Annotated in this window: 23 protein-coding genes; 6 read left to right on the forward strand and 17 right to left on the reverse strand. The window is 49.1% G+C overall.

The annotated features are described in order from the left end of the window. Window positions 1-102: 102 nt before the first annotated feature. Both V7051_RS17965 and ppnN read right to left on the reverse strand, forming a co-directional pair. A complete protein-coding gene (locus V7051_RS17965; protein ID WP_333877228.1) occupies window positions 103-2,469 on the reverse strand; it encodes a type IA DNA topoisomerase in 2,367 nt (788 codons plus the stop codon). Window positions 2,470-2,625: 156 nt separating this feature from the next. Further along, complete coding sequence (gene ppnN, locus V7051_RS17970; protein WP_333877230.1) at window positions 2,626-3,999, reverse strand: nucleotide 5'-monophosphate nucleosidase PpnN; 1,374 nt, start codon at window positions 3,997-3,999, stop codon at window positions 2,626-2,628. 132 nt (window positions 4,000-4,131) lie between these two features. On the opposite strand from ppnN, the gene V7051_RS17975 reads away from it, so the two are divergent. The 3 genes from V7051_RS17975 (at window position 4,132) to V7051_RS17985 (ending at window position 5,322) form a co-directional block, all read left to right on the forward strand. Beyond that, window positions 4,132-4,485 (forward strand): hypothetical protein, encoded by a 354-nt coding sequence (locus V7051_RS17975; RefSeq protein ID WP_333877232.1) that lies wholly within the window; start codon window positions 4,132-4,134, stop codon window positions 4,483-4,485. Window positions 4,486-4,737: 252 nt separating this feature from the next. Continuing rightward, window positions 4,738-4,944 (forward strand): cold-shock protein, encoded by a 207-nt coding sequence (locus V7051_RS17980; protein WP_006892427.1) that lies wholly within the window; start codon window positions 4,738-4,740, stop codon window positions 4,942-4,944. A gap of 111 nt (window positions 4,945-5,055) precedes the next feature. After that, on the forward strand, window positions 5,056-5,322 hold the full coding sequence (locus tag V7051_RS17985; protein ID WP_333877236.1) for an RNA recognition motif domain-containing protein: 267 nt from the start codon (window positions 5,056-5,058) through the stop codon (window positions 5,320-5,322). A 659-nt stretch (window positions 5,323-5,981) separates the two neighbouring features. On the opposite strand, the gene V7051_RS17990 is transcribed toward V7051_RS17985, so the two are convergent. From V7051_RS17990 to V7051_RS18055, 14 genes are all read right to left on the reverse strand, one after another. Beyond that, a complete protein-coding gene (locus tag V7051_RS17990; protein WP_333877238.1) occupies window positions 5,982-6,344 on the reverse strand; it encodes a hypothetical protein in 363 nt (120 codons plus the stop codon). Between the two features lie 26 nt (window positions 6,345-6,370). Beyond that, window positions 6,371-7,600, reverse strand: coding sequence for a beta-ketoacyl-ACP synthase (locus V7051_RS17995; protein WP_333877240.1), 1,230 nt, complete (start codon window positions 7,598-7,600; stop codon window positions 6,371-6,373). Further along, complete coding sequence (gene fabG / locus V7051_RS18000) at window positions 7,594-8,319, reverse strand: 3-oxoacyl-ACP reductase FabG (RefSeq protein WP_333877242.1); 726 nt, start codon at window positions 8,317-8,319, stop codon at window positions 7,594-7,596. Before fabG ends, V7051_RS17995 begins: the two co-directional genes overlap by 7 nt. A gap of 72 nt (window positions 8,320-8,391) precedes the next feature. Continuing rightward, a complete protein-coding gene (locus tag V7051_RS18005) occupies window positions 8,392-8,802 on the reverse strand; it encodes a hotdog family protein (RefSeq protein ID WP_333877243.1) in 411 nt (136 codons plus the stop codon). Beyond that, window positions 8,799-9,977, reverse strand: a complete 1,179-nt coding sequence (locus V7051_RS18010; protein ID WP_333877245.1) for a beta-ketoacyl-[acyl-carrier-protein] synthase family protein — start codon at window positions 9,975-9,977, stop codon at window positions 8,799-8,801. Before V7051_RS18010 ends, V7051_RS18005 begins: the two co-directional genes overlap by 4 nt. Continuing rightward, window positions 9,974-10,312 carry a nucleotidyltransferase domain-containing protein gene (locus V7051_RS18015; RefSeq protein ID WP_333877247.1) on the reverse strand — a complete coding sequence of 113 codons (339 nt, stop codon included), beginning with the start codon at window positions 10,310-10,312 and terminating at the stop codon, window positions 9,974-9,976. Before V7051_RS18015 ends, V7051_RS18010 begins: the two co-directional genes overlap by 4 nt. Further along, window positions 10,309-10,728 carry a nucleotidyltransferase substrate binding protein gene (locus V7051_RS18020; protein ID WP_333877248.1) on the reverse strand — a complete coding sequence of 140 codons (420 nt, stop codon included), beginning with the start codon at window positions 10,726-10,728 and terminating at the stop codon, window positions 10,309-10,311. The genes V7051_RS18015 and V7051_RS18020 overlap by 4 nt, the downstream gene beginning before the upstream one ends. A 24-nt stretch (window positions 10,729-10,752) precedes the next feature. Further along, complete coding sequence (locus V7051_RS18025) at window positions 10,753-11,295, reverse strand: DUF3261 domain-containing protein (protein ID WP_333877250.1); 543 nt, start codon at window positions 11,293-11,295, stop codon at window positions 10,753-10,755. A 14-nt stretch (window positions 11,296-11,309) separates the two neighbouring features. Then, window positions 11,310-12,536 carry an NAD(P)/FAD-dependent oxidoreductase gene (locus V7051_RS18030; protein WP_333877252.1) on the reverse strand — a complete coding sequence of 409 codons (1,227 nt, stop codon included), beginning with the start codon at window positions 12,534-12,536 and terminating at the stop codon, window positions 11,310-11,312. A gap of 253 nt (window positions 12,537-12,789) precedes the next feature. Beyond that, complete coding sequence (locus V7051_RS18035) at window positions 12,790-15,102, reverse strand: MMPL family transporter (RefSeq protein WP_333877254.1); 2,313 nt, start codon at window positions 15,100-15,102, stop codon at window positions 12,790-12,792. Then, window positions 15,083-15,712 carry a LolA family protein gene (locus tag V7051_RS18040; protein WP_333877255.1) on the reverse strand — a complete coding sequence of 210 codons (630 nt, stop codon included), beginning with the start codon at window positions 15,710-15,712 and terminating at the stop codon, window positions 15,083-15,085. Before V7051_RS18040 ends, V7051_RS18035 begins: the two co-directional genes overlap by 20 nt. Next, window positions 15,705-16,091, reverse strand: coding sequence for a type II toxin-antitoxin system VapC family toxin (gene vapC / locus V7051_RS18045; protein WP_333877256.1), 387 nt, complete (start codon window positions 16,089-16,091; stop codon window positions 15,705-15,707). The genes V7051_RS18040 and vapC overlap by 8 nt, the downstream gene beginning before the upstream one ends. Next, on the reverse strand, window positions 16,088-16,294 hold the full coding sequence (locus tag V7051_RS18050) for a type II toxin-antitoxin system VapB family antitoxin (RefSeq protein WP_333877258.1): 207 nt from the start codon (window positions 16,292-16,294) through the stop codon (window positions 16,088-16,090). The genes vapC and V7051_RS18050 overlap by 4 nt, the downstream gene beginning before the upstream one ends. Before the next feature lie 158 nt (window positions 16,295-16,452). After that, complete coding sequence (locus V7051_RS18055; RefSeq protein ID WP_333877260.1) at window positions 16,453-16,866, reverse strand: acyl-CoA thioesterase; 414 nt, start codon at window positions 16,864-16,866, stop codon at window positions 16,453-16,455. 396 nt (window positions 16,867-17,262) lie between these two features. Here V7051_RS18055 and V7051_RS18060 point away from each other — a divergent pair, with 396 nt between their 5' ends. The 3 genes from V7051_RS18060 (at window position 17,263) to V7051_RS18070 (ending at window position 19,744) form a co-directional block, all read left to right on the forward strand. Further along, a complete protein-coding gene (locus tag V7051_RS18060) occupies window positions 17,263-17,559 on the forward strand; it encodes an antibiotic biosynthesis monooxygenase (RefSeq protein ID WP_333877262.1) in 297 nt (98 codons plus the stop codon). 4 nt (window positions 17,560-17,563) lie between these two features. Continuing rightward, window positions 17,564-18,757 (forward strand): iron-containing alcohol dehydrogenase, encoded by a 1,194-nt coding sequence (locus V7051_RS18065; protein ID WP_333877264.1) that lies wholly within the window; start codon window positions 17,564-17,566, stop codon window positions 18,755-18,757. A 258-nt stretch (window positions 18,758-19,015) separates the two neighbouring features. Next, complete coding sequence (locus tag V7051_RS18070; RefSeq protein WP_333877267.1) at window positions 19,016-19,744, forward strand: Crp/Fnr family transcriptional regulator; 729 nt, start codon at window positions 19,016-19,018, stop codon at window positions 19,742-19,744. A 296-nt stretch (window positions 19,745-20,040) separates the two neighbouring features. Here V7051_RS18070 and V7051_RS18075 read toward each other — a convergent pair. Further along, a partial coding sequence (locus tag V7051_RS18075) for an efflux RND transporter periplasmic adaptor subunit (protein WP_333877269.1) occupies window positions 20,041-20,588 on the reverse strand: 548 nt, incomplete at its 5' end.

Here is a 20,588-nt window from a genome sequence, read left to right on the forward strand (position 1 = left end):
GAAGATACCGTTGTTGATATGCAATAAGTATATATTACACCGCCCCTTCCGAAGCTGTTTAAAAACAGAAAAGCCAAAATTGCAATTGGTTTTACCGAGCTATTAACGCTCGCCAAAAGCCATTTCAACTTTACCGTCGATCAATTTCAGGTTAGCTTCAAACTCTGCGCCTGTGCCGGATTTAAAGCCTTTTAGCACGCCCGTCTCACCCTTGTTAAGTAATTTTTTAGCCATCGCTACGGTAATTTTTTTATGCGCGACGGTTTTCCAGATCGCCATTTTGCAGCCGTTGCGCCATTCGCTGCAACTATAGGCTTTTGGCGTTTCAATGATTTTGCCGTTGCACAGCGGACAGTCGGCAATGGCTTCTTTTACGACAGACCGCTGCGCTGACTCGGCTTTGACATAACCTGTTTCGCCTTGTCTATTTAGCGTCAATTGAGCATTGAAGACTTCATCGTTCAGCTTGATTGCGTAGCTGTGCAGGGTCCGGGCGTTTTGTAATAATTGACAGGCCATGTCCCGAGTAACTGGTACGCCATACATTTGTTTCCATAACACAAATTGACAACCGGCTTTCCAGTCGCTGCAACCGTAGCCTTTTCGGCCTTCAATAACAGGATGTCCGCATAACGGGCAGTCGCCCAAACGGCTTTGGTCGTAAAGCGGCCGATCCGATTCGTCTTTGATTTTTTGGGTGAACCGGATGATTTCGGCCATGAATTGATCGGGATCGTAAGCGTTGTGTTCTATCTTTTTGAGTTTAGCTTCCCATTCGCCGGTCATCGCCGCAGACTTCAAGCGATCGTCGGCGATGATGGAGATCAAATGCCGCCCCGATTCGGTACTGATCAGGGTCTTTTTTTGCCGCTGTATGTAGTTCCGCTTGATTAACACTTCGATAATCGAAGCCCTGGTTGCCGGCGTGCCGAGACCTTTTTCTTTTAACGCTTCCTTGAGTTGTTCGTCATCGCAGGTTTTACCGGCCGATTCCATAATGCTCAGCAAGCTGGCTTCGTTATACGGTTTCGGCGGCGTGGTTTTACCCTGGTTTATCGACGGCTGCTGCGGGCCGGTTTCGCCTTTGACGAAGTTGGGCAGGATTTTTGATTCTTTATCGGATCGACTTAACGAATCGTTTTTATATAAGACTTGCCAGCCGGGCGATTCGATAATCGTGCCGGTGGTTTTAAAATTTATTGTGGGAGCGGCTTTAGCCGGGCTTGTCGAGACTAAAGTCTCTCCCACAATACTGCCCAACACAGTCGTGATTTGCTTGATGCAAGGCGGATAAAATACTGCAATAAAGCGTTGGGCTATGGCTTCGTAGACTTTAGCTTCATGGCCCGATAGCGAACCCGGCAATGCGGTCGTCGGGATAATCGCATGGTGATCGCTGACTTTGGCGTCGTTGAATATGCGGCTGCTCAGCGTCAGTTTGTCGAGATCGAGCGGCTCAATCTGCTGGTCGAATTTAGAACGTAATCTGTTCAACAAGGGCTTCATGCCCGGCTTCATATCGTTAGTTAAATAACGGCTGTCGGTACGCGGATAAGTGACGTGTTTTTTCTCGTATAGCTGTTGGGCGGCGCCTAAGGTTTGGTCGGCAGTCAGGCCGTAGCGGATACTCATGTCTTTTTGCAGATCGGTCAGATCATATAATAACGGCGGGCTGAGCGTCTCCTTCTTGCCTTTGACTTCGGTAACCTGGAAATCCCGCTCCGCGATTTGGCTTAGCAAGGTTTCAGCGGCGGCCTTATTATCGAATCGTCCTCCGACATATTGAAAATCGGCATCGCGGTACAGTGTGTGCAATTCCCAAAAATCTTTCGGTATAAAACTGCTGATTTCCGCGTCTTTTTGCACAATCAGCGCCAATACCGGTGTTTGCACCCGGCCTATCGTCCATAAGCTGCCTTGCTGACCGAACTTGAGCGTGTATAGCCGCGTCGCATTCAAGCCGACGATCCAATCCGATTCGCTACGGCATTTGGCGGCGCGATAAAGTCCGTCATAAGTATGGCCGTCCTGCAATTTGGCAAAACCGTTGCGTATCGATTCATCGGTTAAAGAGCTGATCCACAGGCGTTTAAACGGTTTGTGCACGCATTCGGCCCAGGACAAAATGTACCTGAAAATCAACTCCCCTTCTCTCCCCGCGTCGGTCGCGCAGATGATCTCGTCGGCGGCCTTGAACAAGTGTTTGATGGTGTTTAGCTGTTTTTGCGCCGAGGCATCGCCCCTGGCTTTTAAGCCGAATTGTTCGGGAATGATAGGCAGGGATTCCAACGACCAGCGTTTCCAGGCTTTGTTATATTCATCCGGTTCTTTCAGTTCGACCAGATGCCCGAACGCCCAGGTAATTTGATAGCCGTTGCCCTCAAAATAACCGTCGCGCTTGTTGTTGATGCTCAGGCATTTGGCTATATCGCGGGCGACTGACGGTTTTTCGGTCAGGATGACTTTCATGATGCTGATAACTGTTTATCCTCACGCGCTGCATGGGAACGAAAACGAAATTTAAAAAATCCTCACCACGAAGACACGAAGGTCACGAAGTTTTATTTCTTCGTGACCTTCGTGTCTTCGTGGTGAATAAAAACTTTTAATCTCATAACGGGCTCATTATTTGATAATCTTATAACACGGCAAATATTTCTTCCCCGGCAATTTCATCCTGTGCTGTTCAACAAATGAATTCAGCAACGAATCCATCAGCGCCATGATGTCTTCATCGCCATGGATTTCAAAATGACCATATTGTTCGATCGCACGTATGCCTTCGTCTTTTACATTACCCGCCACGATGCCGGAAAATGCCCGGCGCAAGTTGGCAGCGAGCTGGTGGTTTTCCTGGTCTTTATGCAAGGCCAGATTTCTCATGTTTTCATGTGTAGGTATAAACGGCTGTTGAAACACATGGTCGATCTTGAGTTGCCAGTTGAAATAGTAGGCGTCGCCTTTTTCTTTACGGAATTGTCGTACCTGCTGGATGCCTGCATGCATTTGTTGAGCAACCAGCACCGGATTATCAATAATAATTTTATAACGCCGCTGCGCGGATTCACCCAAGGTACCGGTAATAAAGCGGTCAATTTGCCTGAAATATTCGGCTGAACTGTCCGGGCCGGAAAAAATCAGCGGAAACGGCATGCCTTCATTGTCAGGATGCAGCAAGATACCCAGTATATAAAGTATTTCCTCCGCCGTACCCGCGCCGCCGGGAAACACGACGATACCATGCCCGGTACGGACAAAGGCTTCCAGGCGTTTTTCGATATCCGGCAGGATCACCAGGTCATTGACTATAGGATTAGGCGATTCGGCCGCAATGATGCCGGGTTCGGTTATGCCCAAATATTGGCCGTTTTTTATCCGCTGCTTGGAATGACCGATGGCAGCTCCTTTCATCGGGCCTTTCATTGCTCCCGGCCCGCAGCCTGTGCAGATATCCAGGCCGCGCAGCCCCATCTCATGGCCGACTGTCTTGCTGTAATCGTATTCTTTGCGACTGATTGAATGCCCGCCCCAGCACACGACCAGATTCGGTGTGGTCATCGGCCGCAGAATTTTGGCATTGCGCAAGATGTGAAACACCGCGCTGCTGATACCGTCGGAGGTATTCAAATCAAACATCGGATTATTATTGATCTCGTCACTGACGTAGATAATGTCACGCAGCACCGCAAATAAATGTTCGTTGATGCCTTTGATCATTTTGCCGTCAACAAAGGCATGGGCGGGAGCTGACTTGACATCCAGCTTAATACCGCGCTGCTCCTGAACGACGCGTATCTCAAAATCGGGATAGCGTTCCAGCAACTCTTTGCCGTCATCCATGCCGCTGCCGCAGTTTAATACCGCGAGCGAGCAATTACGAAATAGCCGGTACAATCCGCCCTGACTGGTGTCGAGCAATTTGGTTACTTCTGCTTTGGACAGTACATCCAGACGACCCTCGGGCGTGATGCGAGCGTCAACTACTTGATGGTGTTTCATAATATTCCTTTTAGTTATGCCGGCGTGATTACCGGCTTTATCTAGCGGCAAACACGACAGATTCGATTCATTCGGCATTCAGCGATCTACGATATTCTTTAGTCTGGGTTAACTATCATGGGCTATAAAAAAATGAATTCAATCACTAAAAAAATGCTGCTCATCGGTTTTATGCTGCCTTGTGCCTGTGCCGCCCATTATCCACAACAATATTCATATTATCCCGGTAACTCCGGTTATAGCAGCGGATATGCCATTATGCACGGAAACCATCATGGAGAAAGACCGAATTACTATGATAACGGCTATCGTCAAGGGAATGACTATTTTCCACATCATTACCGTTATGATCAATACAAGGCTCAACCGCGCGAGGGCAATAATTATCAAGAACACCGGCAGCGCCATGACAGCGGCTATGGTCATCAACATAACGATGACGACGATAATCATCATAATAACGTCGACCGTAGAAACCATTATTAATGGTTTACCGTCAATAAATCTTCCCGTTAAATGTAGGTAGAAATACTAGCTTCTAAATTATCAATGGCTATACGGGGGATTAGCCTCTATAATGTAAGTCTAAATAGACGGCACTCCATATAAACGTGAGGCTTCTATTTAAGTTTTGCATGTTATTCAGCACTTTTCAGAAATTCCATTCGCTTTTCTCCTTAAAATTGCCCGGCATGATTTGCAATCAAACATTTTCATTGATTTATATAGGTAATTTATATGGCAACAGGTACTGTTAAGTGGTTTAACGAAGCTAAAGGCTTTGGTTTTATTTCTCCAAGCGATGGCAGCGCAGATGTATTTGTACATTTTTCTGCAATCGCAAGCGACGGCGGCTACCGTACATTGGCCGAAGGCCAAGCAGTTAAGTACGATGTAGAATCAGGCCCTAAAGGCCCACAAGCGTCACAAGTAAGCGCAGCTTAAACTCTCGCTTTACTGTCCAACATCCAACCCCGCCTTAGATAATAAGCGGGGTTGTGGCATATCCGGTTCATCCGGCCAATCAACTCACCCCCTTTATTTAGGACATGTCTTTTGAAACGAATTTTTGTAGGAAACTTACCTAGCGAAGCCACTGAAGAAACTGTACAGGCTTTATTTTCTGAATACGGCAAAGTCCGCTCCATTCAACTTGTTTCCGATATCTTTAGCGGAAAATGCCGGGGCTTCGGCTTTATCGGAATGGAAGGTCATGAAGCAAGAGCCGCGATAGCCGCGCTGGACGGCAATCTTTATTGCGGAAAGCCGTTAAAAGTCAAATTTGAAGAGATTACTGCCGGTAAAAATGGCAGACGCCATTAAAATATTAGCAGCTCAAGCTCCCTATTCCCCGATGATTTAACTGCCTGAGCCGCACTACGGCAACAGGTAATTATCACACGCTGGTTGTCTAAGTCATTCCTAACAACGGGATGATTTGAATATTACTTCCGCAAAGAAAGACAGCAACAAAGCGCGTTAATATAGCTGAGCTATCTGGGCGACCTGCTTACCGGTCGCCCCCAATTCCGGGCAACAATGACATTCATTTCTTTCGCTCTAGAACTTATATTTGCGAGAGTTTTTGAAGCCGCATAAAAGCACTTTCTCCAAATACCCGTATCAAGCAGGCAATAAACCGGACCCATTGGTTCAGTGATCAAATCCCGCCATATTTCAAGAAATAAAGCTTGACAAGCAATCTCTACCTCAAGCTTTTCCACAGGTCTATACAATATACTTTTGTTTCAGCGGCATAACTGAAAAACCTCAGTCTTTCTGTAAAAAAACATATCAAAAATTATCTTATCGTCACCTAAGTCATTGATAGTTGATGTTATATTAATCGAAAATCGCGCACTGGCTACAATCTGACCAATTTAACAAAAAAGCTTTAGAAGTGAATAGTTAGGTCCTGTATTTCCAGTTTATACACAGAGTTATCCACAGAAAATGTGGATAACCCCGGTTATTCGAATGTCCTATTCCTGCTTGTCATTAACCAGATCGTAGGTGATATCCGGATTAAATCCCATAGGCCAATAGATCGCTGCAAACGGCGGCCAGAATATCGAAACGGTGCGGAACTTTGTCCTTAATTTACCCTCTTTGACAACCTTGCCGCCTTTTTCCAAGCGGTAAGGAATACCGCCTTCCGGCGGTATTCCCGCAGCCGTCCAGAAAAACGGCTTGGTGGTGACTTTACCATCTGCCTTAATATCTACCGGCTCAGGCCTTTTATAAACATACAGATCAGTGCCCGGCGGCACTTTGAACGTACCTGTCGTGGTACAGCCTGAGACCAAAACCAGTAAAGCCAAGGCTAAACATATTTTTTTTATCATTGTAGTTCTCCAGGTTGAATGGGATGTCAATCATCCCAACGCTTAAAAATCAAAGAGGTATTGATACCGCCAAACGCAAAATTGTTACTCATCACATAGTCGCAATCGAACAGACGGATATCCTCTTTAATATAGTCCAGCCGGGCACATTCAGGGTCAATGTTGTCAAGATTGGCCGTGGCATGAAACCAGCCTTCATTCATCATATTGACCGCCACCCAAGCTTCCAGCGCACCGCAAGCGCCCAGAGTGTGGCCTGTAAAGCTTTTCAACGCGCTGATCGGCGTTTTATCGCCGAATACTGCTACGGTCGCCTGGCTTTCGGCAACATCGCCGTGACCGGTTGCCGTGCCATGCGCACTGATGTAACCGATCGCGGAGGCTTCCAGCTTGGCATCCTGCAAGGCCAAACGCATCGCAACCTGCATACTGCCACTGTTAGGCTGGGTGACATGCAATCCATCCGAATTGGTTCCGAACCCCACTAATTCGGCATGAATATGAGCACCGCGCGCCAAAGCACTTTCCAGCTCTTCCAATATCAACGTACCTGCGCCTTCGCCGATAACCAAGCCATCGCGGTCTCGATCGAACGGCCGGGGGCTTTTATCCGGCGTTTCATTACGAAGGCTGGTTGCAAATAAAGTATCGAACACCGCCGACTGGATAGCCGAAAGTTCTTCAGCGCCACCTGCGACCATCAATTTTTGCTGACCGAATTTTATCGCCTCATAAGCATAACCGATGCCCTGACTGCCGGAGGTACAGGCGCTTGAGGTCGTATAAATCCTGCCGTTAATGCCAAAAAACAGGCTGATATTGACCGGCGCGGTATGGCTCATCATCCTGATATACGAAGTTGCATTCAAACCGCCGGTGGCATGGTTAAGCAGCATGTTGCCGAATTCGGCGATAGCGTCAGGACTGCCCGATGAACTACCGTAGGCAACGCCCATCTGTCCGCTTTTAAGACAATCGTCGTGCAGCAAACCGGCGTCAATCAATGCCAATTCGGTTGCATAAGTCGCCATTAAAGCGATACGCCCCATGCCGCGAACCTGCTTGCGAGAATAATGTTCAGGCCGGGTAAAATCGGCAGGCGCGCCCAAGCGGGTATTCAAGCCTTGGTACTTGTCCCAGTCCTGCATTACACAAATGCCGGTCGACTTGTTTTTAAGGCGCTCGGCAACTTGCTGCCAGTTATTACCTATCGGCGAAATTCCGGCCATACCGGTCACCACCACGCGTTTCAACATAAGCCTCCATTGACCGAAATGACCTGCCGGGTAACGTAAGCGGCATCCTCCGACATTAAAAAAGCCACAACCGCCGCCACTTCTTTGGGATTCCCTATCCTGCGCGCCGGAATCATTTTCTTGATTTCTTCCAACGGCAATTGGTTGACCATCTCCGTATCGATAAGGCCCGGCGCTACGCAATTGACGGTGATATCGCGCTTTGCCAATTCCAAAGCCAGCGCTTTGGTCGCACCGATAATACCGGCTTTTGCCGCACTGTAATTGACCTGGCCGCGGTTGCCCATCAAGCCGGACACCGACGATAAAGTGACGATACGTCCAGGCTTGCGCCGCCTGACCATAGGCATAACGACAGGTTGTAATACATTATAAAAACCGTCGAGATTGCTGTGAATCACGCTGTCCCACTGTTCACCGGTCAACGACGGAAACGCGTTGTCGGCCGTAATACCGGCATTGCACACTACGCCGTAATAAGCGCCGTGGCTTTCGATATCCTGGTTGAGCTGTTCGCTGCATTGGGCGCGCTCGGCAATATCGAACTGCAAAATCCGGGCTTGTCGGCCCAATTGCTCTATTTCAGCCACGACCTCTTCAGCCTGACCACGTTGGCTTCGGCAATGAATGATCAAATCAAAGCCCTGTTTAGCCAGATATAACGCAATCGCCTTGCCGATGCCCCGGCTGGAGCCGGTCACTAAAACAGTTTTATTCATAATGTACTCATGTGTTGTTCCAATACTTTATCTCGCTATGCAGACCTTCCAGGTTTTTAAAACCTGGAAGGTCTAAAACGGTGGCTGATAAACATTCAAATTAGCGACAATTTCCACACCATCCCCCAAAATTCGGCAATCAAAAACTCCCAAATTATCATCTTGTATGATTTTTTCCACCCGAATCATTAACATTGTACCAACCTTAAATGCGGCAACATTGCTGCTATAGCGACGGGTTCCCAGCAAAAATCCCAGCCGGATCGGCTCATTAGCCTGTTTTGCCATCACGCCCGCATACGCAGCTACGGCTTGAGCCATATATTCAATCCCGGCCCAGGCCGGAACCGTTTCATCATCGCCCAGCAAGCCATCGCCGCGCACCATCAGTTCGGCAGTCAAGCCCTGGTCGTCATGGTCGACGATACGATCCAGCAACACCATGTCGCCGGTATGCGGAATCAAATCGGCAACCTCAATCATGCCCGTCCCACCACAATAGACACGTTATTGCCGCCGAACGCAAATGAGTTGCTTTGACAGGTATTGATTCTGCGCCCCAACGCTCCGCTTTTTGTGACCAGGTTTAACGCGGGCAATGCCGTATCCGGCTCATCATCGTTAATATTCGGAATCAATGCGCCGTGTTCATCGTCATGCGTCAGCAGCAACCAGCAAAAAGCCAATTCCAACGCGGCGGCAACACCCAGCGTATGCCCGGTCATGCCCTTGCTGGAACTGGCCGCCACCGTTGAACCAAATAAGGCATTAACGGCTTTACTTTCCATCGCATCATTCAATACCGTGGCAGTGCCGTGCAGGTTCAGGTAATCGATCTGCCGAGGCGTTTTACCTGCATCATCCAGCGCAATCTGCATGGCCTTGATCACATCGGTCGCGTCCGGGTCGGGGGCGGCAAAATGATAGGCATCGCTGGTTGCGCCTATGCCTTGCAATACCACCGGTCCGGGTTCTTTACTCAATACAAAAAGACTGGCCGCCTCACCAATATTGATGCCGTCACGATGCAAACCAAACGGTTTGCATAATCCGGTACTAATCGATTCCAGCGCGGTAAAACCATTAACGGTCAAGCCGCATAAACTGTCGGCTCCACCGACGATGACCGCATCGCATATACCCTGCCTGATTAACCGCCGCGCCGACGCAAACGCCTTGCCGCTGGAGGAACAGGCCGTAGAAATCGTGTAAGCCGGGCCTTGAACACCCAGCTTATCCGCCAAGAAGTCAGCCCCTGCACCCATTTGTTGCTGCTTGTAATGAAACTCATCCGGCAATACGCCGTTTTTAGCCCAATAATCCAGCGCAAGCTCGGTATTGCGCACTCCCGAAGTACTGGTGCCCAGCACAATACCGATACGATCGGCACCGTATCGGGTCATCATGTCGCTCACGGTCTGTTCGATCTGGCTTAATGCGGCCAGCAACAGACGATTATTCCGGCAGTTGTAAACGCTGTAACGTGGCTCAATCTCCGGAAGATCGGCTGCAACAGCTCCGACAACACAGCGAGTCCCGAACTGATCGCTGGCCGATAACCCCGAGCGATCTCCCGCTAGCAGCCGCTTTAACACCTCGGATTTGCTATTGCCGACCGCGCACAACAGGCCTAAGTCATTCAGATATAAGGTCGTCATGCTCTGTCATTAGCGAGTTCAATCCCGCCTTCTTTGGAATAAATGACCACGCCAACCCGGTCGATATATTCAAGCAACTGGCGATTTTTTAAGCTTTGATAATCTTGCAAATCCACCGTATAAGGAAGATCGGAATCCGCTAGCGCCATCAACACATCCGCAATTAAAAAACGATTCAAGTCGCGGCCAAAAGCAGCCAGGTCAATGTCGCTTTGAGCATGATGCGTGCCTTTTGCGCGCGAGCCGTACAGTTTGACCGTTTCAATCTCCGGATAATGCGCAAAAATCTGTTTCAGTAATACAATCTGTTTTGAATTTAAGCCGTACTGCGTCATGACTCATTGGCTTCCTGTAATAATTCCAGATACCATGCATCCAGCATAGGCAGGTAATCGCTTTGAATGGTTTTAATCACCGCTTCGAATTTTTGAAAGTCGTAGGTATGGCTCATCAAATTACGGTCGCCTATCATTTTCAGCCAAGTCTCGGCATCGTCAATATATTTAGATGCATAAGCCTGTTTAACAATGGTTTTGGGCGATATTTTATCCAATACCAAACCATCGTTTTCCATTTTGTCTTTCAGGACTTTCCAGGCCAATTCAAAGGTGTATTCAAAACGTTGAATAACGCCTTCTTTTTCCAGTTGACTGAGCTGGTCCAAGTCATTCTCCATTGCCTCGCGCAATAACAAAAATGCCCGTTTGAAATTATTAAAACGTTGCTGACAGCGAATGTCTTGATTATTCATATTTACAACTTGCTGCAATTGGGCTTATTTTGAAAGATCTTCATAACTTACCGTTTTAATATTCAGGCGGTAATTGTACCGAAAATTGACCAATTCAACGGCTTTCGGCCAAACCGGATCAGAAGATAAATAATTAACTTCAACTTGTTTGTTATTGCTGACCGTTAAAATTCGTTTTTTATCGACTTCTTCCAGCCGCCAATCGGCCGGGAGTATTTTTTGCAGCTCGGCAAGCGGCCAATAAACCAGTTGCAGGTCGCTGATGATAAATTCCGGGTTGACCGATTCCGGCAATAACGGACTTTTATCGGACACCACGTTGTGACCGTCGTAGGTCAAATTGAACAGGCTCAAGCCGTCATTACTGAGTCCTGCCATCGCGATATGGTTTGCGTCCAGTTCCAGAATCGCCAACAGGGATTCCTGCCGATCCGCCCAAACCGCGTTTATTTGCTGCACGATCCTTCTGGCCGGACCTAAGGGCCGCGCAATCGGCATTAGCTCAGGTTTATCGGTAACAGGTTCCGACTGCATCAGCGCACAACTGGACAGCCAGAGTAAAAACATAGCGCTGAAAATCCTTATCGGCATAACTCAACCAAGGTATCCAACCTCGAACGGGCATTTTTAACGTAAGGATTATTTTCATCCCAGGCATAACCGGCCAGTATTGAACTGATCATCGCCTTCACTTCGGGTTGTTGCCTTGGGTGAAAGATCACGTCTTGAAAACGGCCGTCATACCACGCATCGACAAACACCCGGAAAGTATTGACGCCGCGCTGCAAAGGTTCGGCGTAATCCTGCTGCCAGTCGACCGTTTCATCGTTAAATTGCCTAACCAAAACATCCGCAGCCAGCGCGGCAGACTTCATCGCAATGGTAACGCCGGATGAAAACACCGGGTCCAAAAACTCGCCGGCATTGCCTAATAGTGCATAGCCTTTGCCGTACAAGCTTTTTACATTGGCCGAATAGCCGACAATGGTGTTGATTTTCTCATCGAACACAGCATCCTTAAGCAATGCGGTCAAACTGGGATCTTGTCCGATAATGTCCTGCAAGGCCTGATCGTTACTGTCCCAGCCTTGAAGAAATTCCGGCTCCGCAACCACGCCGACGCTGCTGCGTCCGTTGCTGAACGGGATCAGCCAATACCAGACATCTTTATGCTCGGGATGGACCGTGATCCTAATTTTGTTTCGGTCGAATTGCCCTGTCTCGATCCGGTCTTCAATATGGCCGAACAAAGCTTGCCTGACCGGAAACCCGGATGGCGATTCCAAATCCAGCAATTTGGGTAGGATACGCCCGAAGCCGCTGGCGTCCAGTACAAAATCGGCATTGTAGGTCATAACTTCGCCGCGGCTGTTGCGCACCGTCAACTCCGGCCGGTCGGCGGCAAAATCGGCTGCGATCACTTCCATTTGCCACTGTATATCAACGCCCATGCGCACCGCTTCATCGGCCAGCAGTTTGTCGAACCGGCCGCGCTGCACCTGGAACGTGGTGCCCATGCCCGGCGTAAACTTGTCTTCAAAGGAAAATTCGGTTTGCTGATCTTGGTATACGAAAGACGCACCGTTTTTATACTGAAAACCGGCGTTAACCAACGCATCCATCATCCCGGCCTGCTTGATGAATTCCATGCATTGCGGCAACAGGCTTTCGCCGATGCTGAAACGCGGAAACAACTGCCGCTCCAGAATGGTCACTTGAAAGCCCTGGTTTTGCAGCAAGGCACCCGTGATGCTGCCGGACGGCCCGGCGCCGATGATGATAATTTCGCCTTTATTATGGTTTGTCATATTACCTTTTTATATTCCTTAACTAATGTTACACAAGCCAGATAAAAACACCACGAAGACACGAAGAGCACGAAGTTTCATGTTTTTATGGCGCTCACGTTAAAATGTCACTGCATGTTGTAAAGCTGACTCTAAACGCATCAACTTAGGCAAGAAGCCACATATTCAATCAATTAGAGCATCAGCAGATTGATATATTTTCTTCGTGTCCTTCGTGTCTTCGTGGTGAAAATTTCTTATCTATTGCCTAACGTCAGTTCCTTAAGCCAATCAATGGCGCGCACAGCAGCGCCGTTACAATACCGGCAGTTACGGTAAAACCGAACGCATGCACGATCTCGGTGGAACTGATCGCCAACAAGCCGAACGCCAGCAAGGTCGTTAATGCCGACAGCGTAACCCCCAGCGAAGTGCTGGCGCGCCTGTCGCCGGCCATGAAAAAGAACAGTCCGTAATCGACGCCGATGCCCAGTACCAGCAATAACGCAAACAGGTTGAACAGACTGAACAACTGATCGAACCAGCCCAGCATGGCTAACGAAACCGCCAGCGAAACAGCCGGCACCGACATGATGGTCACCCCGTTGCGCCAGCCGAACTTGTAGCCTAAACCTAGCGAGGCCAGGAAAAAAGCCGCCAGCAACAAGCCGCTGGCCCTGATCCGATAGCGCGCAAACAATGACGATACCGACTCGACCTGATCCACCCAGACAACGCCAGGCAAATCCTGCACTGCTTTTAATGCGTTTAAATCGTTGATGCCGATTAACGCAACCGTGCTTTGGCAACGTCCATCGTCACAACCCAGCCACAACTGTTGCTTGGTTTCATCGGCAGTCGCCAGCCATTCCGGCAAGGCCAACGTATTGTGCTCTGCTGCGGCAAATTGTTTGTACTCGGCTTGCACCGGCGTCTTGTCGAAACCAAGATCGCTCATATAGCGCTCAAGCAAGCCTGAGTCATACAGCTTGTGCTTTAACAGCTGGTAATTTTGCTGCTGTTGGTTTACATCGGGCCAATAGCTGCTCAAGCCTTGATAAGCAGTCAGCTCTTTTTGCTGTTTTAACGCGTCCAGTCGTTTAAGCAGTCTTTGCTCGTTTTGATGCCAGTCGGCCTGACCCTTTCCCGACACCAGGAAAAACTGGTTGTCAGGACTCATCGGAAATAAAGACCGGATTTTATCGGCGCTGCGGAGCAACTCTGCCGGTGGCGATTGCAGCAAACGCACGTCGTCCTGCGGCTTCAGCGTCCACAGGCCGCCCGCGACAAAAACCGTCAACATCAATCCCAGCCAGCGCCGGTTGTCGTTAACCCAGAGCGGCCAGCGCTCTTCCCAATAAGTGGTCAGTTTAAGTATGCCCGGCTGATGATCGAATCTGAATCCGGTCAACAGCAACGGAAACAGCAGTACCACCGTCAGCCAGGCAACCAGCAAACCGATGGCGGAAAATAACGCCACTTCCTGCAAGCCCGGAAACGGCGAAAAACCCAGGCCTGCATAACTTAGCAAATTGCTTATGAGCCCCAAAGACAATCCCGGCAGAATAAACTTTAAGCCTTTTCGGGGATTCCAATCCTTTTCGCCGAAACTGTCGCACAAAAAATGCTGCGCGTAATCATCGGCGACGCCGATCAAGCTGGCGCCGAAAACCAGCGTAAGAATATGTATCTTGCTGAAAAACAGTACGCAAACCACCAACGCAGCCAACAGGCCGCTGCCGATTGCAATACTCGACAACAGCAAAGGCCGCACGCTACGGAAAGTCACCCACAGCAACACAATAATGCCGAGACTCGAACCTATACCGACAGTGGAAATCTCCTGTTTGGCCGATTCAGCGCCATGCGCGGTAAACAACGCCATGCCGGAAACCAGCAGTTCGCCGCCAGCCGTTTTGACTTGCTTCGTTGCACTGTTAACCAGACTTGACAATGTTTCCAGCTTATCGAGCTGCAATCTTTCATCCTGCAAATCGGTCAATAACACCGCCCAAAACCGCTGCCGGTCGGACAACACGACGATGCCCTGCTCCAGATTCAACTTGACCGGGTTTTGCGCGCTGAAATAGCGGCTAAATATCAACGCGGGATCGCGTTCCAGATCGGCCGCCTGCATCTGCCCGATCGGACTGTTCAATATTTCCAGGTTTTGTCTGAGTAACTGATCGGGATCAGGCGCCAAGATTGCCTGGGTATGTACATCCAACAGCTGATAGCGATAAGGAAACAGTTGCCGGTATTGCTGGATATATTGCTGTTGGGGCTGTTCCAGCACCACCTTGTTAAACAGCTTGCTCTGTTCCAGTTGCTGTTTAAGTTTTTGTGCCAGACTTATGGCTTCTTGAGACGTCCCAGCACCCGCCAGCCAGATCAATTTCCGGTTCAGAGGCTCGTTATGTTGCCGGATAGCGTTGGCGATTTCCGGTTGCTGTTCATTGGTCGGCAACAGCGCTAAAAAGCCGGTTTCCAGCCAGTCTTTAGTCAAGGCCTGAATGCCGAGAACACATATAACCAGCATTCCGGCCAGCCAAAGCCCTGCGGTCAGTTTAGGGTGATAAACGTTCAAAATCGGATTGTTGTTCGTCGGTTAACGTTGCAGGATGGGTGATGTTATCAAAAGCAATATCGGTAACATTGCCATTGGCTTCGCGTATTTCCAGCTTATGCAGCTCAGTATCGCCCGATAGCATCATCGTGCTGATAATTTTTTTCAACATCTCATCCTTTGGGGTTAGCTCCAGTTGCCAGGAAGTTTTTTGATCGCTTCCTGTGACGGTAAAACCATCGGTTAACGCCGCCAGATCTCCGCCCAACATGGCCTTGAAAACCTTGCCGAAAGCCGCCGGTACCGCTTGCTCGCCCTGCCCTGTCAACAGTCGCGACTCATTAACCAGCAGTAATGAAACAATCGGCGTCAGAGTTTTCCAGATAACGCCCTTGTTTTGATCATAGGTAAACGTACCTGTGGAAATTATCGGTTTGTGTAGTACCTTCAGATGTTTTTGCTGGTGAAAGTAGCCTTGGGTGATCGGCGATTTTGCCAATCTAGCGGTAATTTGACTTAACACATCGCCAGCGTAACTTTGATCAAGTAACAGAAAAAACACTAATAATGTCTTTAAGAAAATAGCCGGGATAGAGCGATAGCGTAATTCAGTGATGCTCTTGCTAAACATACAACTCAACCGCTAAATGCTGGAAATGTTTATCAATCGTCAATACTTTTGCTTGATAACGTTGAGCGATAACAGCGATTAACGCATCGGTTAAAGGCAGAGTGATACCGCGACTTCTAAGCTTTTGCAATAACAATCCGGCGTTTAGCCAATCAAGCTCCTGTGTAGGGAAAGACGCTACGGAATTTATTAACAGACTAATTTGTTGCTGCTGTTTTTCAGTTTTAACGCCTTGCAGCAATTCGGCAATAATCACGCCCGTTATAGCTACTTGATTGTTTTCTATTAAAACAGCCACTTGATTTCCTAGCTCCCCTTCCTGGTAACGTAAAAAATCAATCCAGGCGCAAGTATCGACTAAAACCAAGCCATCACTCATTTATTGATTTCCAAATCACGCATTGCCTGCCAGTTATCCTCAATATCAGCTTGCCCACGTAAGGCTAATAAATCCTGCTGCCGCTTTGCCTGCTGCAAATAGCTTTGAATAGCTTTATAAATAGCTTCAGATTCAGTATCGGCATGAGTGTAGCTCATCAGGCTTTTTAACTGTTGGTCATCGATAGTAACGGTTGTTTGCATGACATAATCCTGAAAATAGTTATCTTTGATTTAATATGAGGAATCATATACCTGATTTCTCATAGCCCTGCAAATCACGCAGCATGTTAATCGGCACTGCTTCGTGCTGCGACATTTTGAGCGAATCAATAAATACAACAGCAACGCTCTGAGTAAAATCAAGACACCTCCAAACCGAGCTTTTCAAACAACACCGCAGGCGAGACAAAACACATTTCTCGCGTTACCAAGTCTACAGCCACCTGAACGCTATGACCTTTGGTCAACCTTAAGCCCGATTGTTTATCGGTAATCAGGTAGGTTATTTTCAGGCGGTTTTCCCATTCGACGATTTGCGCTTTTACCGTAATGGTCTGCCCGAATACCGCTGGTTGCGCATAACGGATGCCAAGATCGATAACCGGCCAGGCATAGCCTGAATCGCGCATTTGCGGATAGTTGTAATCGATTTTGTCCAGCAGCGCGCAACGTGCGATTTCAAAATACTTGGCGTAATGCCCATGCCAGACCACTTCCATCATGTCAACATCATGGAAGGGAATTTGCAGGTCGATTGATGTTTGATAGATCATAATTGATACTAGTTTTCTCGTTCCCACGTAGCGCATTAAACATTGTAGGAGCGGGCCATGCCCGCGATGAAGGAGCTGCAATTTTGCAATTGCCGCCTAAATGTCGCGGGCGCGGCCCGCTCCTACGGTGTGGCTGGCTTAACTTAACGCAGTGTCATAGTGCGTGGAAACTAGAAGAAAAGTAGCGACGCACCTCGGCCAAAGCGATGGATAAAACCATTCTTACCCAGTTCAATACTATATATTATCTCATAACTTAGAGACTATTCCGCAGCAATGCAGCCACAGGCCAAAACAAAGCGATGCGGCTTAAGCTCCATTCGTTTTCATAGACCTGAAAACTACATTGCCTGAAGTATAATATCCGCCACATTCATAACTCATAAAGGCGCCGCCATGCACGTTACCTTGGTTCATGTTCACGTAGACCCCGCACATATCGATGATTTTATTGCCGCCACACGGATCAATCATGAAGCTTCGATCCAGGAATCCGGCAATCGCCGGTTCGACGTACTGCAATCCCCCGAAAATCCCGGCCAATTTATCCTTTACGAAGCCTATGCTTCCGCCGAAGATGCGGCAGCCCACAAAGAAACTGCCCATTATTTAACCTGGCGCGATACCGTCGCCACCTGGATGGCGGAACCCCGCCAAGGCATCAGTTATAACGGCCTCTTCCCTCAAGGATAACATTATGCAATTTTCCCCCTTCTCCATCTCGCGCTTGCCGCGCATTAGTTACGGCAGCGGTCGTATTAATGAAGTCCCGGCGCTGGCGGCGAGCTATGGCCGTAAAGCTTTGCTGGTGACCGGCAAACAGTCTTTTTGCTCGACACCGCGCTGGCAAGCATTTACCCAAGCGCTGGAAAGCAAAGGCATCAACTGGCTGCATTTTACCGTTTCCGGCGAACCGTCACCGACGCTTGTGGATCAAGCGGTAAGCCAGTTTCGCGGCGAAGCGGTTGACGTGGTTATCGCAATCGGCGGCGGCAGCGTGCTCGATGCCGCCAAAGCAATAGCCGGACTGTTGCCGCACGGTAACTCGGTCATGGATCACCTCGAAGGCGTCGGCAAGAACGTCCCGTATCACGGCCCCAGCACCCCGTTTATCGCGGTCCCCACCACCGCAGGAACCGGCAGCGAGGCGACCAAAAACTCGGTGCTGAGCGTACAAGGCCCGGACGGCTTCAAGAAATCCTTCCGCGACGAATGCTTGATCCCCGAATACGCCGTGATCGACCCCGATTTGTTATCAAGCTGCCCGCGCGAACTGGTCGCAGCCGACGGCATGGACGCGTTCACCCAACTGTTGGAATCCTACGTCTCGCTGAAAGCCAACCCCTTTATCGACGCGCTGGCCTGGAGCGGCATGACCGCCGTGAAGGAAGGTTTTTTTGCCGCCTGGGAAGGCAACGAACCGGCCGCCGCTCAGGGTCGCGGCGCGATGGCTTATGCGGCCTTGCTGTCCGGCATCACCTTGGCCCAAGTCGGCCTGGGCTCGGTGCACGGCTTGGCCTCTCCGTTGGGCGCTTACTTTCCTATCCCGCACGGCGTGGTCTGCGGCACTTTGGTATCCGCCGCGACCGAAGTCAATATCAAGGCCATGCAGGAGCGGGAACCTGAAAACCCGGCTTTGGCTAAATATGCGCAAGTTGGGCGGTTACTGACTGATAAGCCTGATCTTGATGATGCTGCGGCGCGTTCGGCTTTAATTGCTCTACTGGCCGAGTGGAGCGAACGGCTGCAATTGCCTAGACTTAATGGCTATGGGATTAGCGAATCGGATTTTCCGATGATTGTGGCTAATAGTCGCGGTAGTAGTATGCAGACTAATCCGATTGTCCTGACAGATGAGGAGATTAATACGATTTTGGTGCAGAGGATTTGAGTTAAAACGTGTGTAGGATGTGCTGAACAAAGTGAAGCGCATCTTTCGCGATTGATGCGCTTCGTACCTCAGCACATCCTACGACCCTGACGTTGGCGGTTAGACTTAATTTATGATGAATCCACATTTGCTGAGGATAACGATAGTCGAAGCAAAGTTTCGCTAGCCTAAATGTATGAATTAATATATTAATGCAGTCTTTCTTACGCCAATTTGACGATTTTCATACTTGATAATCAAAATATGCCACAAACGATAATGACAAATGATTCCTCCCCCGATCCTAAGCAAAATTTCATACTTGCAGCCCTTTCGGCCACTGAATACAATCGCTTGTTACCCGAGCTCAAGCTCGTTCAGTTGCCATTGGGATGGACGATATCTGAGTCAGGTGACCATGTAAATTTTGTGCATTTCCCGACCTCTGGCATTGTTTCGCTGGTCTATTCCCTGGAAAACGGTTCTACAAGCTCAACCGCTCTGGTTGGAAACGAGGGTATAGTGGGTATTTCCATTTTTATGGGAGGGGAGAGCCTGCCTACCAGCACAGAAGTGCAAAGCGTAGGTTATGCTTATCGACTCAGCCGGAAAGTAATGAAACAAGAATTCTCGTTAGGAGGTAAACTTCAACACGTAGCCCTGCTTTTTACGCAGGGGTTACTTGCTCAGACATCTCAAGTTGCAGTATGCAACCAACATCATAATCTGGATCAGCAAATTTGCCGATGGCTGTTAATGACTTTGGATAGATTACATGACAATGAAGTGGTAATAACGCAAGCTAGAATTGGAGAATTCTTGGGTATACGCCGGGAGAGCGTGTCCCTCGTTCTTGGTCAGTTAGAAGCTGAAAAATTGATTATACGCGTACGTGGTCGGATTACCGTGTTGAAACGCCGCGAACTTGAAAAGCGAGTGTGTGAGTGCTACGCGGCGGTTAAAGATGAGTATGAACGCTTGCTCCCCAGCCACCGAAAATCAAAGTAACGGGTTTAATTAACAAAAAGCACGAAGGAGCTACCGTTAAGCCATTTACCAAGCGGGGCGCGAGTTGCAACCCCGCTCCTAACATTTAAATGCCTAATTACCGTCAAACATTTCGAGCGGGGCATGTTGCCCCGCCCAGCGAGGAGGACTAACCCGATTGTGCTGACGGATGAGGAGATTAATGGCATTTTGGTGCAGAGGCTTTAAATAAGGTGTCGCTCGGACAAGAAAGAAACTTTTCACGCCTATCCATGCGGCGCAATACGCTACGCTATTGCGCTCTACAAATTACAAAATTATTGCTCACCCACCCGAATCACAACATCCGTCTCCAACCCAATCGGCAAATCAGTCCCTTGCGGCAATTGCACGAACACCTGCCGAACATCAACATCCTTACGCTCTGTCGCAGTCCGCGCAAAAACGGTTTTCTTGCCCATGATCGGCTTGATATGGGTCACGACGCCTTCAATCGCTTTGCTTTCCAGCCCTCGCCCTGACAGCGTCGCGCGTTGGCCGACGCGCAGCATCAACGCATAGTTTTCATCCAGTTCGGCGCGGACCTGCAAATGGCTGACATCGGCGAACAATATGACCGGCTCGCTGCTGTCCGTGGCGTCCCCGGTTTGCCGAAGCACTTCCAACACCATGCCGTCGCTCGGCGCCCGCAGCTCGGTTGCATCCAAGCGCGCTTTCTGCAGGTTAAGCTTGGCTTCGGCAACCTGCAGCTGCGCTTCGGCGACGGCTTTGTCGACCGGGCGTACATAATCCTGCAGATAATGCAATTCGGGGTAATGGGTCAAATATGTGAATTGCACATATAATATCGAGTATGACCTGTTAT

The organism is Methylobacter sp., from assembly GCF_036845245.1.
Taxonomy (GTDB): Bacteria; Pseudomonadota; Gammaproteobacteria; order Methylococcales; family Methylomonadaceae; genus Methylobacter_A.

Bases quoted from the DNA above. Each gene is read 5' to 3' on its own strand.
- V7051_RS17965 (WP_333877228.1), bottom strand. From the start codon at position 2,469: ATGAAAGTCATCCTGACCGAAAAACCGTCAGTCGCCCGCGATATAGCC.
- ppnN (WP_333877230.1), bottom strand. From the start codon at position 3,999: ATGAAACACCATCAAGTAGTTGACGCTCGCATCACGCCCGAGGGTCGT.
- V7051_RS17975 (WP_333877232.1), top strand. From the start codon at position 4,132: ATGAATTCAATCACTAAAAAAATGCTGCTCATCGGTTTTATGCTGCCT.
- V7051_RS17980 (WP_006892427.1), top strand. From the start codon at position 4,738: ATGGCAACAGGTACTGTTAAGTGGTTTAACGAAGCTAAAGGCTTTGGT.
- V7051_RS17990 (WP_333877238.1), bottom strand. From the start codon at position 6,344: ATGATAAAAAAAATATGTTTAGCCTTGGCTTTACTGGTTTTGGTCTCA.
- V7051_RS17995 (WP_333877240.1), bottom strand. From the start codon at position 7,600: ATGTTGAAACGCGTGGTGGTGACCGGTATGGCCGGAATTTCGCCGATA.
- fabG (WP_333877242.1), bottom strand. From the start codon at position 8,319: ATGAATAAAACTGTTTTAGTGACCGGCTCCAGCCGGGGCATCGGCAAG.
- V7051_RS18005 (WP_333877243.1), bottom strand. From the start codon at position 8,802: ATGATTGAGGTTGCCGATTTGATTCCGCATACCGGCGACATGGTGTTG.
- V7051_RS18010 (WP_333877245.1), bottom strand. From the start codon at position 9,977: ATGACGACCTTATATCTGAATGACTTAGGCCTGTTGTGCGCGGTCGGC.
- V7051_RS18015 (WP_333877247.1), bottom strand. From the start codon at position 10,312: ATGACGCAGTACGGCTTAAATTCAAAACAGATTGTATTACTGAAACAG.
- V7051_RS18020 (WP_333877248.1), bottom strand. From the start codon at position 10,728: ATGAATAATCAAGACATTCGCTGTCAGCAACGTTTTAATAATTTCAAA.
- V7051_RS18025 (WP_333877250.1), bottom strand. From the start codon at position 11,295: ATGTTTTTACTCTGGCTGTCCAGTTGTGCGCTGATGCAGTCGGAACCT.
- V7051_RS18030 (WP_333877252.1), bottom strand. From the start codon at position 12,536: ATGACAAACCATAATAAAGGCGAAATTATCATCATCGGCGCCGGGCCG.
- V7051_RS18040 (WP_333877255.1), bottom strand. From the start codon at position 15,712: ATGTTTAGCAAGAGCATCACTGAATTACGCTATCGCTCTATCCCGGCT.
- vapC (WP_333877256.1), bottom strand. From the start codon at position 16,091: ATGAGTGATGGCTTGGTTTTAGTCGATACTTGCGCCTGGATTGATTTT.
- V7051_RS18050 (WP_333877258.1), bottom strand. From the start codon at position 16,294: ATGCAAACAACCGTTACTATCGATGACCAACAGTTAAAAAGCCTGATG.
- V7051_RS18055 (WP_333877260.1), bottom strand. From the start codon at position 16,866: ATGATCTATCAAACATCAATCGACCTGCAAATTCCCTTCCATGATGTT.
- V7051_RS18060 (WP_333877262.1), top strand. From the start codon at position 17,263: ATGCACGTTACCTTGGTTCATGTTCACGTAGACCCCGCACATATCGAT.
- V7051_RS18065 (WP_333877264.1), top strand. From the start codon at position 17,564: ATGCAATTTTCCCCCTTCTCCATCTCGCGCTTGCCGCGCATTAGTTAC.
- V7051_RS18070 (WP_333877267.1), top strand. From the start codon at position 19,016: ATGACAAATGATTCCTCCCCCGATCCTAAGCAAAATTTCATACTTGCA.